The sequence below is a fragment of the Bradyrhizobium tropiciagri genome (genome assembly GCF_018130545.1).
Classification (GTDB): Bacteria; Pseudomonadota; Alphaproteobacteria; order Rhizobiales; family Xanthobacteraceae; genus Bradyrhizobium; species Bradyrhizobium tropiciagri_A.
Genome location: NZ_JAFCKF010000009.1, coordinates 1 through 11,430 on the forward strand (window position 1 = coordinate 1; position 11,430 = coordinate 11,430).

The 11,430-nt window shown below is 61.2% G+C and carries 8 protein-coding genes; all 8 read left to right on the forward strand.

Going from position 1 to position 11,430, the window contains the following annotated elements:
• Positions 1-672 (forward strand): calcium-binding protein (locus tag JQ616_RS31965; RefSeq protein WP_283812695.1); only part of this gene is annotated, 672 nt, incomplete at its 5' end.
• 1,191 nt (positions 673-1,863) lie between these two features.
• Entirely contained in the window at positions 1,864-2,850 is a 987-nt protein-coding gene (locus JQ616_RS31970) for an ABC transporter permease (RefSeq protein WP_212021725.1), read from the forward strand.
• A gap of 59 nt (positions 2,851-2,909) precedes the next feature.
• Entirely contained in the window at positions 2,910-3,932 is a 1,023-nt protein-coding gene (locus tag JQ616_RS31975; protein WP_212021727.1) for a sugar ABC transporter substrate-binding protein, read from the forward strand.
• Between the two features lie 114 nt (positions 3,933-4,046).
• Complete coding sequence (locus JQ616_RS31980; protein WP_212021729.1) at positions 4,047-6,158, forward strand: ABC transporter permease; 2,112 nt, start codon at positions 4,047-4,049, stop codon at positions 6,156-6,158.
• Between the two features lie 3 nt (positions 6,159-6,161).
• A complete protein-coding gene (locus JQ616_RS31985; protein WP_212021731.1) occupies positions 6,162-7,280 on the forward strand; it encodes an SMP-30/gluconolactonase/LRE family protein in 1,119 nt (372 codons plus the stop codon).
• Positions 7,277-8,818 (forward strand): sugar ABC transporter ATP-binding protein, encoded by a 1,542-nt coding sequence (locus JQ616_RS31990; RefSeq protein ID WP_212021733.1) that lies wholly within the window; start codon positions 7,277-7,279, stop codon positions 8,816-8,818. Before JQ616_RS31985 ends, JQ616_RS31990 begins: the two co-directional genes overlap by 4 nt.
• A 15-nt stretch (positions 8,819-8,833) precedes the next feature.
• The gene (locus JQ616_RS31995; protein WP_212021735.1) at positions 8,834-9,625 is read left to right on the forward strand and encodes a GntR family transcriptional regulator; all 792 of its coding nucleotides are present in this window, start codon (positions 8,834-8,836) and stop codon (positions 9,623-9,625) included.
• Between the two features lie 114 nt (positions 9,626-9,739).
• The gene (locus JQ616_RS32000; protein WP_212021736.1) at positions 9,740-11,422 is read left to right on the forward strand and encodes an AMP-binding protein; all 1,683 of its coding nucleotides are present in this window, start codon (positions 9,740-9,742) and stop codon (positions 11,420-11,422) included.
• The last annotated feature ends 8 nt before the right edge of the window (positions 11,423-11,430 follow it).

An 11,430-nucleotide genomic window follows, 5' to 3' on the forward strand; every position in this document is an offset into this window, starting at 1 on the left:
GACACCTGGTCGGAGACATTCGTCAACGGAGTTCGCGCGACGTATACGGTCAACGACATCACCGGCAACAACGGCAGCTCCTACACCAACTCGTACAGCAGTTCCGGCGTGCTGCTCTCGCAGAGCGGAGTCTATGACAGCGGGGTGCTGACCGGGGATACCTATACCACCACCTACAATGCCAACGGGTCCGTGGCGTCGTATAGCGTGAGTGGTAACACGGGAAACAACGTTCTCAGCGGCGGAACCACCGCGGCCGTGCTCCGCGGCAACGGAGGATTTGATGAATATCAGTTCGGTCGAGGCAGTGGCCAGGATCGCATCATCAATGGGACCGGCAGCGGAACAATTGCGCAAGGGGAGTTGGATGTCGGGCCCGGCGTATCCACCAACCAGCTGTGGCTGCAACGATCCGGGAATGACCTCGCTGTTAATATCTTGGGTACGCATGATCAGGCAATCGTAGCGAACTGGTTCGGAGGTAATGCAGATGCCCAGCTCGCACGCATCGTAACGGCGGACGGGAGCGTACTTGACACCCAAATCAACCAACTCGTTCAAGCTATGGCGACCTACGCCTCGGCAAATAGCGGCTTCGACCCAGCCACTTCAACACAGGCGCCGAATGATCCTGCTCTCCAAAATGCAATTGGGAGCGCGTGGCATCACTAAACGACGCGGCCTTCAGCCAGGACAGGTGAACTACACGAATGAGTTTTAGGGGAGGTTGTCGGACAGCTATTGACCGCCTGGAGCTTTCGCTCGGCAGTGGCTGGGCAGGTAGCGTTGCTGATACTTCGGTAACCGTCGCGGTTTGGATTGAACGTGAGTAGCAAAAGTAGAGGACACCGGCGATAGCCCAGTGCGCACACTTGGAGCCGCAGAACCATCCAGTGCGATAGCGGGCGTCCTTCTTGTTGAGACACCCTGCGGGTGGGGACGCAGGAGCCGTGCGTCGCCAATGGGCGGGCTTGGCATTTGCAGTTCGGTTGTAACCTATTGATCCATATGGTCCCGCCGAGAAGGATTTTTATAGCTAAGAATCTGTAATCGCCTGCAAAGGAGCTGACATCAGCTGCTCTTCTGAGGAGGCAACTGGTTAGCTCGTGAGCGACGAAAGGCGCGTAGTACGACCCAAACTAACTGCCTGCCGCCGTCAAATGACAGTGGTGCATGAACCTGCGCACGAACGAAAAGAGGACGTACCTAGTACGGTCTCTGGTGCGGTCGTCGCGCCGGCGGCAAACAGCTCCGGTAAGGTGTTGATCTTCTTGGTGGGCTCGGCAGGACTTGAACTTGCAACCAGACCGTTATGAGCGATCGGGCCCGCCTGACGCGGCGTAGCACGGGCCATTTTCAGTACGCCTAGCCCGCCCTCGGTGCCGCGTGGACGACATGAGATCTGGCGTGCCTGAAGTGTGAAACAGGGCCAAAGGCACTTTCGAGCGCGAAACGCACCTCAGCTCGTTCCTCTCCTCTGTAACCCATTGAAATCGCACCAAATGCGAACGCCCTCCGAGCGCACCATAAACCCACGCCCAGTTGTGCGACCCCCGTCGAATATACGGCTCGGCATCAATCTCACTTGCCGCGCGGACAGACCTCGCGGTCTGTAGTGTTGAATGTATCCAATCTATATTTTTCTGCTCCGCACTTTCGATCTGGTGTCGCCTTGGCTAATGCAGAATATGGCGGGTCATCATGTGTAACCAACTGATAATAATTACTATATTGTCGATCTTGGCGGCTACGTTTCCTTGCGCGAGATATCCCGTCACTTGGCCATCTGGATACAGAAGTTGACTTTTGGATACATCTTGTCCAGTTTCCGTCTAGAATAAAAATCAACCTTGGGAGGACCCGGTGACCGGCACTTCGGGCGCGCGCGGGCCGAAATTGACGCAGACGACCGCCGTGCTGGCGATGTGCGCGGTCTTGATCGTCGTTTTCTCGATCTTCCTGAAGGGCTTTCTGACGCTCGGCAATCTGTTCGCGCTGGCGCGCAACATTTCGATCCTCGGTATTCTCGCGCTCGGCATGGCCGTTGTCGTGATCGGCCGTGGACTCGATCTGTCGCAAGTCGCTTCCTTCGCTGCCTCCACCGCGATCGCGATCATTCTGATGAACTCAGGCTACGCGACGCCGGTGGCGCTGCTGATCGGGTTCGTGATGGCAATTGCCATCGGCATCCTGAACGGGTTTCTCATCTCGGTGATCGAGATGCCGCCGCTGCTGACGACCCTGGCGTCGAGCCTTGCAGTGTTGGGTATCGTACGCACCACTGCCGTGCAGCACTATGTCGTGTATCTTTCCAAGGGGCATGATGAGTTCCTGCGGCTGGGCGGAAACATCTGGGGTGGCGTCCCGATCTCGATCCTGATCTTCGCAGCCACTGCGGTCGTCGTGCATCTCTTCCTGTCGCGCACCGTCATCGGCCGCTTCGTCTATGCGCATGGCGACAACCCCGACGCGGCGCGCCAGACCGGTCTGCCGACCCGTCCACTGACCATGATCGAATACGCGCTGTGCGCGGCGATCGGTTACGTCGGCGGCGTCGTGATGGTCGCGCAGACAGCGTTGATGCATCTCCAGGTCGCGGAATCGACGATCATTTTCGATGTCATCATGGTCGTGGTGCTCGGCGGCGTCAGCCTCGTCGGCGGCCGCGGCAATGTGATGAGCGTCATCGCCGGAACATTGCTGATCGGCGTGCTGCTGAACGGCATGACCATCATGGACATGGACGTGCAGACGCAAAACATCGTCAAGGGGATTGTGCTGCTGATCGCGATCCTGCTCGATTCCCGGCTGCATCCGCGCGACGAGGAGACGTCGAAGCAGGGCGATTGAAGCTCAGCTTCCATCAACGGGCCGCAACAGTCGGCCGGCATAGAAGGGGAGGAAGAAACATGACGAAAGCAGTGTACGGGAAGGTGCTTGCCGGCATCGGGTTGGCGGCGATGGTGACGACAGCCGTGCTGGTGGCCGCTCCATCACAGGCGGCCGGGCCGCGCGACCAGTTGCGCGAGAAATTCGACAAGGCACTCAAAGGCAAGACGGTGGCCTGGTCGCCGGTCTGGATGGGTGTACTGGAATCCGAATGGACGCGCGTGATGAAAGACCGTTTCGATGATTACGGCATCAAGCTCGTCACGCGTGACGCCAACATGAAGTCGGACATCCAGCTGCAGACCGTCAGCGACTACATCAACGAAAAGCCTGATGTGCTCGTGGTCCAAAATCCGAACGTTACGCTGCTCGCCAAGGAGCTCAAGCGAGCGATGGACGCAGGCATCTATGTCGTGCAGGTCAACATGGCGTCGAACACCCTCAGCGACGCCTATGTCGGCGTCGATGCCAAGGATCTCGGCACCAAAATCGCTCGCGAGGTGATCAACCAGTGCGGCGGCGGCAAGGGCTCGGGGGAGATCGCGATCCTCGAAGGCGAGGCGACTGCAGCCTATTCGCTGGACATGAAGAACGGCGCCATGGAAGTGTTCAAGACTGACCCGTCGATCAAGGTCGTGTCGTCGCAGCCGACAAGTTGGGACGCCAACAAGGCCGGTGATATCACGACGACCGTGTTGCAGCAGCATCCCAAGCTGTGCGGGATCCTCAGCGTCTGGGGACCGCAAACTGCCGGCGCAGCGCAGGCGATCAAGGCGGCCAACATGGGCGACAGGGTGAAGGTGTTCGTTGCCAGCGACGGACAGCCCGCCGATTGCGATCTGCTGGAACAGGGCGCGTTTTCCGCGAACCTGTCGTATCGCGCCGACGTGCAGGGACAGACCATTGCCGACGCGGTGATCGCGCTCTTGCAGAGCGGCGACAAACCGGGCTCGAAGAACGTCGCCTATTACACGACCCCCGCCTGGGTGAAGTCGAAGGACGATCGGATGTACTGCTTCAGCATCCCGAAGGGCGCGAAGTAAACGTTCCGGCGCCCGCGCCCCCTGCGGCGCGGGCATCCCGGAGTTGCCGACCCCCATTCCCTGCGTCGTCCCGCCGTTCGGTCGCGCTTGCGCCGAACCCGCCGGAGTCTGTTGATGAAAAGCCTGCAACGAGCCTGGCACCGCCATTCGCCCCAGCTGTTTCTGGGCGAGCTGCTTGAGAAGCGGTGGATGGAGCCGATCATTCCATTCACGCTCACGATCGTGGTGTTCCTGGCATTCGCGGTAATGATCCCGCGTTACCTGACGGCGGGCAGCCTTCAGGAACTGATGCGGAATTTCGCGGAGCAGGGGATGGTTGCGGTCGCGATGGCCTTCTCGGTGCTGTCAGGTGGTATCGATCTGTCGGTCGGTGCGGTGTTCGCGATGTCGAACTTCCTCGCGCTCTATCTATATCTCATTGTCGGGTTGCCGCTGCCGCTGACGATCGTCCTTGTCATCCTGTTCGGCGCCGCAATGGGTGCGATCAATGGCGGCCTGATTGCCTACGGCAAGACCCGGCCGTTCCTGACGACGCTGGTGGTTCTCATCATCGTCCGCGCGGCTTACAATAAGGTGACAGTTGCGTTTACGGATGAACTCGCAAGCATCGATGGCGGCTCCAGCACGTGGGATTTCATTGGATCGGGCAGAGTCATCGGTATTCCCTTCAACATGCTGGTGTTGATCCTGCTTGCCGTCGGAACGCACTTTTTTCTTACCCGCATCAAGCCCGGCGTCCACATCATGGCGGTCGGGTCGAGCCGCAAGGCGGCCCGGCATGCCGGCGTCAACGTCAAGCGCGTGCTGTTCTCCGCGTATGTGATGTCGGGGGCTATCGCGGCACTGGCGGGAATCCTTTATGCAGCTCGGCAAAGCAGTTCGGGTACCGACACCGGCGTCGGCTGGGAGATCAACGCGCTGGCCGCGGTGGTCCTCGGCGGCATCAGTCTTGCCGGCGGCCGCGGCACCATCGCGCGCGCCGTCATGGGCGCAGCGATCATCTTCATGCTCACCAGCGGCATGGTGCGGCTCGGGATTTCCGGCAACCTGACGACTGCCATCATTGGCATCATCTTGCTGCTCGCGGTCGGCTTCAATGTGAAGTGGGTCAAGAACAAGGGCAAGGTGCTGCAAAAGGTCTATGTCACCCCAAGCTGGGTCGATTTCGAGCCGCCGCCGTCGGTCGAGCGCGGCAGCGGCACGCCGTTCGCGGAGAACGACCGCTTGAAGAATGCAGAGGCGATCGCGCTCAACATGATCGAGGGCCCGGAGGACGTCATCCTCGACCGCAAGGACAACCTCTACACCGTCAACCGCAACGGCTCGATCATTCGCTTTCTCGCGCCTGACTATACCGCGCGTGAGGAGTTCGCGCGCATCGGCGGCCGGCCGCTCGGTTTGGCGTTCGATCGGGATCAGAATCTCCTTGTCTGCATCGCTGGGATGGGAGTGTATGGCGTCAAGCCCGATCGTTCGGTCTTCAAGGTCACCGACCGTACTACGCGGACGCGCACACGGCTCAAGGACGATTCGCGGCTCTATCTCGCCGATGATCTCGATGTCGCTCCCGACGGCAAGATCTACTTCAGCGAAGCCTCGACGCGGTACGAACTGACCGACTGGGCGCTCGACGGCTTCGAGGGCCGCGGCAACGGGCGCCTGATCTGCCACGATCCGAAAACCGGCACCACCAAGACCGTCCTCAAAAACCTGACGTTCCCCAACGGCATCTGCATCTCGCATGACGGCCGGTCAGTGCTGTGGGCGAGCACCTGGCTGTGCCAGGTCAACCGCTACTGGATCGCCGGCCCGAAGGCAGGCATCAGCGAGATCCTGATCGACAACCTTCCAGGCTATTGCGACAACATCAACCGCGCCTCGGATGGCAAATATTGGCTTGCCTTCGTCGGCCTGCGCACGCCGGTCTATGACCTTGCCATGCGCAATCCCGTTTTCCGCACCCGGATGGTCAAGCAGATTCCGCCGGATGAGTGGCTGTGCCCGGGGATCAACTACGGCTGCGTGGCCAAGTTCGACGACAATGGCGTGGTGACCGAATCGCTTTGGGATCCGGGCGGGCTTTCGCATCCGACGATCACCTCGGTCCGCGAACACAAGGGCTACCTCTATATCGGGGGTCTCGAGAACAACCGCATTGGACGTATCCGCCTGCAGGACGCTGATCCGACCTGGGAAGCGCACAAATCCTATTGGGGAGAGGCCTGAGCCATGTCTCTGCTTGGCGACATCGTCGATCGCGTGTTGTTCCCAAACCGGGAGCTTCATGGCATTCCGGTGCTCGACGGCGCGTTCTCCCCGAACCAGCGGCTCGATGGCGCTCGCAAGCTAGGCGCGGAGATCGAACGGCCGGATGACATCGCATTTGGGCAGGACGGTGCGCTTTATGTCTCGACCGGCAACAGCATCCTGCGTTGTACTGGCGATGATTTCGATGTGCGGGAGGTGTTCGCAACGCTTGACGGTCCTGTCGGCGGGCTTGCCTCAGCGCCGGACGGCAGGCTGCTGGCTTGCGTCTCCGGAGTTGGGTTGGTGGCCCTTTCGCCAGTCGGCAAGACCGTCGCAAAGCTCGAAGGCGTCGGCGGGGAGAGGATTGCCTGTGCGTTGTCGGTGACGGTAGCCCCCGATGGGACGATCTATCTGACCGACGGTTCGCGTACCAACCAGGCTGACCTCTGGCTCACCGACCTGATGCAGAATCGTGGCCCGTCGGGCCGGCTCATCGCTTGTGATGCCTCGCTCGGTGGCGCGAGCGTGCGTGCGGACAAGCTTGCATGGCCGCTTGGCGTAGTCGCTTCCAGCGACGGCACGGAGGTGTGGGTCGCCGAATCCTGGGCTCATCGCTTGACCGCTTTTCCACGCGCCGGCGGTGAGAGACGCGTGATCGTCAAAAACTATACCGGCTATCCGGCGCGTCTTGGCCGCGGCGCGGACGGAGAGGTCTGGATGGCCTTCCTGGCGCTTCGCACGCAGCTGACCGAATTCGTATTGCGCGAGCGGGCATTCTGCGAAGAAATGATGCGGACGGTACCATCGGAGCTTTGGATCGGGCCGGTGCTGGATGGTCGCCTCAATCCGCGCGAGCCGACCCAGATCGGCCGCATCAAGAAGCTCGGCATTCAGAAGCCGTGGGCGCCGCCGCGTTCGTATGGTCTTGTTGCGCGGCTGGATGCCAAGGGCATGGCGGTGGAGACGTTGCACAGCCGAGTAGATGGTCGGGTCCATGGAGTAACGGCCGTCCGCCCGATTGGCTCTCGCGTGCTCGCGGTGTCCAAGGGACGCGATTGCCTGGTTGAACTGCCGCGTGGTCGCGGCGCGCGGGAAGGATGAGCGCCATGCGGGCGGAACAACAGGCAGGCACCCCGCTGCTGCAGGTCGTCGATGGCAGCAAGGTTTATGGCGGCCTGCATGCGATCGACGGCGTCAACTTCGATCTGCGGCCGGGCGAAATCCACGCGCTGCTGGGCGAGAATGGTGCGGGAAAGTCGACGTTGTGCAAGGCAATCGCCGGCGCAATCGTCCTGACCTCCGGGGACTATATGATCCGCGGACGCAAGGTCTCGTTTGCCTCGCCAAAGGAGGCGCTCGAGGGCGGCGTCGCGATGGTCTACCAGGAGTCCAGCCTGGTGCCGTCAATGACGGTCGCGCAGAATCTCGAACTCGGCATGGAGAAGTGGGTTACTGTCTACAGCAAGATCAATATTGCGGCGACGCAGTCGTTGCAATCGATGAACTTCAATGTCGATCCGCTGGTGCTGGTCGAGAATCTCGGAACTGCCAAGCGGCAGATGGTCGAGATCGTGCGTGCCGTACGTCACAATGCGCAGGTCTTCATCTTCGATGAACCGACTGCGTCGCTGACGCCCGAAGAAACGCAGCATCTGTTCCATCTTCTCAACACCCTGAAAGAGAAGGGCGCCGGGATCATCTTCATCTCGCATGCGCTGGAAGAAGCGCTCAATATCGCCGATCGCATCACCGTACTCCGGGACGGCAAGCTCGTCGCCACGGTGCCCGCAAAGGACGTCACCCGCGACTCGCTCGTGCGCATGATGGTTGGCCGCGAGGAAACGGCAGCTCAGTACGCGACCCACGGGGCTGATCCGGATGCACCGAAGCTGGAGTCGGCGCGCGGAGAGAAGGTGCTTTCGGTCGAGAATGTGACGATGGGCAGCATCGTCAAGAATATGTCCTTCTCGGTCTTCAACGGGGAAGTGGTCGGTATTTTCGGACTGGTCGGCGCAGGACGTTCCGAGATCGCGCAGATCGTCAGCGGCGCGCGCAAGCGCAACTTCCTGCGCGGCGGGATGATCTACCTGCGGGATAGGCCGGTCCGCTACCGGGTGCCGCGGCAGGCGGTGCGCGACGGAATCGCATATATCACCGAGGATCGGAAGGTCGACGGCTTCTTCGAGACGATGACGGTGGATCAGAATATCTATCTTGGCTATCTGTCGTCGCCGCGCATCAGGCGGTTCTTCTACTCCGCGCGCGAGATGAAGCGGATTGCCGATCGATGGATCTCGGCACTCTCCATCTCTGCGCTGAAGCGAACGTTGAAGATTGTGGAATATTCCGGCGGCAATCAACAGAAGGTCGTGGTGGGGAAGTCTCTGGCGCAGGAACCGACAGTGGTCATCTTCGACGAGCCGACGCGAGGCGTCGACGTCAGCGCCATTCCGCAGATCCACCAGGCAATTCGCGGGCTGGCGCGCGAGAACAAGGCGGTCGTCGTGATCTCTTCCTATTTGCCGGAGATCCTGGCGATCTCGGATCGGATACTGGTCGCGCGGGGCGGGCGTATCGTCGAGGAAATGACGCGGGCCGATGCGACCGAAGACAAGATCATGTACGCGGCCATTCACTGACAAGGAGGGCCTTTCATGAGTGCCTATCAGCGGCCTCCCCATTGGAACGACGCGGCCCGCGACGCCAATGAAGACGATCCGGATGGCGGTCGGCTAATGAGCGAGCGGATCGCAAGTGAAATCCGCAGCGCGGTGTTGAGCGGGGAGATGCGGCCGGGTACGCGGATCCGGCAGGAGCTTCTCGCGGCACATTTCGGAGCGAGTCGCATTCCCGTGCGCGAAGCCCTGAAGCAGCTCGAGAACGAGGGGCTGGTCGTGATGGCGCCGAATCGCGGTGCCTGGATTGCGGACGTCAATTCCGGGGAGTCGATCGAGATCTACAAGATCCGCGAAGCAGTCGAACCGCTGGCTATCGGCGAAAGTGTACTGAACCTGACCGACGAGGACATCGAGACGCTTGACCGCATCGTGCGTGAACTCGAGCAGGTCACGACGCTCGAGGAATACATCCAGCTTGATCGGGAGTTTCATCTGCGCACATATTCGCGCGCGCAGATGCCGCAACTGCTGGCGATGGTCGAGCGTTTCTGGAACAGCACGCAGCATTTCCGGCGACAGTTCGTCAGCGAAACCTATGCCAAGGACGGCTTCCCTTTCTCCGATCCCCAGCACGTCCTGATCATGGATGCGATCCGGGCGCGCGACGTTGACGCTGCGCAGGTGCTAGTACGTCTCCACATCCGGCGCACGCGCGTTGTCATTCAGGCAAAGGAGAGCGGGATGGTCCGACCGCCCCTTGCGAACCGCGCCGCGTCGCCGCACGCCCGTCTCGGCTCGGTCTATCGAGGGAAAAGGTCCAATGAGTAGTGTCCGGAGCGCCGGCGTCGTCCGCGACACAATGATGATGGCGGCCGGCCATCAGAGCGGCAGGGCTGGGCGCGGCGCGAATCGTCGCGACCGCGGCGGCAACGGGCAACGAGGATGATGGCCGACTCCGATTCCGCATCACGGCTGCGCGCTTATGAGGAAGCCGCAGGCCGGCTGCGGGCGCGTCTCGGGGATGCGCCTGTCGCTGTTCCCGATCACAGAACGCTGACGGCGCTCGATCTGTTTCGTGCCGCGCCGCGCGCGGCACCAGCACTGTTCTATTTCGATGCGACGTGGACCTATGGCGATGTTGACCTGTACAGCGACCGGCTCGCGGGAGTGTTCGCGCGCAAAGGGGTTGGGCGGGGGGACCGGGTCGCCATTATTCTTCAGAATGTGCCGCAATTCGTCATCGCCAGCTTGGCGGCCTGGAAGGTCGGCGCCATTGTCGTCAGCCTCAACCCGATGTACCGCACGCCGGAGCTTCGGAAGCTGTTCAAGGACTGCGAACCCAAGGCGTTGATTTGCCACGATGATCAATGGGACAATGTTTTCCCGGCGGCCACTACGGTCGATCCCGAACTGGTGCTCTGGACTGCCGCTCGCGAATTCCAGATGAGAAACGATGTCCGCGTGCTGCCGGAGCCGGGCCGAGCGCCGCAAGTTCATGCGCTGGACATGATCCTCGCCGAAGACCAGCTGGCCCCGCCGGCTCCGGTTCTGGCCTCCGACGACATCGGCCTGCTGCTCTACACGTCCGGAACCACGGGCGTTCCCAAGGGTGCGATGCTGACGCATCGTAATCTGGTGGCTACGGCGGTGATCTGCCGCGATCATTTTGAGCTGAACGGCATGTCGCGGATCTTTGGTGTCGCGCCGCTGTTCCACATCACCGGCTTCGAGATCCAGATGGTCGCGGCATTCGCCGCGCACGCGGCGATGGTGCTGACCTATCGCTTCCAGCCGCAAGTCGCGCTCGATGCCTTTCTTGAATGGCGGCCGACATTCATCGTGGGCGCCATTACCGCGTTCATCGCGCTCATGAATCAGGCCGACGCGACCAGCCGCCATTTCGAGAGCTTTGTACATCTCTATTCCGGCGGCGCGCCGATTGCTCCCTCGGTCATCGACGCGTTCGCGAAACGGTTTGGGAGGGCGATCCGCAGTTCCTACGGAATGACTGAACTGACCTCTGCAAGTCACCTTGCACCCAACGAAGGTCCGATTCCCGTTGATCCAGGGTCCGGTGCGCTTTCTATCGGCAGGCCGACGGCCGCCGTCGATGCGATCGTCGTTGACGACGAGCGTCGCCCGCTCGGGCCCGGTGAGCATGGCGAAGTAGTTGTGCGCGGCTCAGGCGTGATGGCGGGCTACTGGAAAAAGCCGACGGAAACCGACGAGGTGCTGAGCAATGGTTGGCTGCACAGCGGCGACGTCGGCTTCTTTGACGAGAACGGCTGGTTCTATCTGGTGGACCGCAAGAAAGACATGATCTCCGCCTCCGGCTTCAAGGTCTGGCCACGCGAGGTTGAGGACGTGATCTACGGCTTTCCGGGTGTGCGCGAGGCAGCCGTCGTCGGCGCCGCCGATTCCTATCGAGGAGAGACGGTGGTGGCGTTCGTGTCCGCCCAAGCTGGTACGATAATCGATGTCGCCGCGCTCTCCCACTTCTGTCGCGAGCGACTGGCAGCCTACAAATGCCCCGTCGACATTCGCGTGTTGGACGATCTGCCGAAGACGGAATCCGGAAAGATCACCCGAAACACGCTCAGGGACGGCGGTCTGCGCACCCGTTAAGGAGAATT

Coding starts and splice junctions, on each gene's coding strand:
- JQ616_RS31995 (WP_212021735.1), top strand. CDS start 8,834: ATGAGTGCCTATCAGCGGCCTCCCCATTGGAACGACGCGGCCCGCGAC.
- JQ616_RS31975 (WP_212021727.1), top strand. CDS start 2,910: ATGACGAAAGCAGTGTACGGGAAGGTGCTTGCCGGCATCGGGTTGGCG.
- JQ616_RS31990 (WP_212021733.1), top strand. CDS start 7,277: ATGAGCGCCATGCGGGCGGAACAACAGGCAGGCACCCCGCTGCTGCAG.
- JQ616_RS31985 (WP_212021731.1), top strand. CDS start 6,162: ATGTCTCTGCTTGGCGACATCGTCGATCGCGTGTTGTTCCCAAACCGG.
- JQ616_RS31980 (WP_212021729.1), top strand. CDS start 4,047: ATGAAAAGCCTGCAACGAGCCTGGCACCGCCATTCGCCCCAGCTGTTT.
- JQ616_RS32000 (WP_212021736.1), top strand. CDS start 9,740: ATGATGGCCGACTCCGATTCCGCATCACGGCTGCGCGCTTATGAGGAA.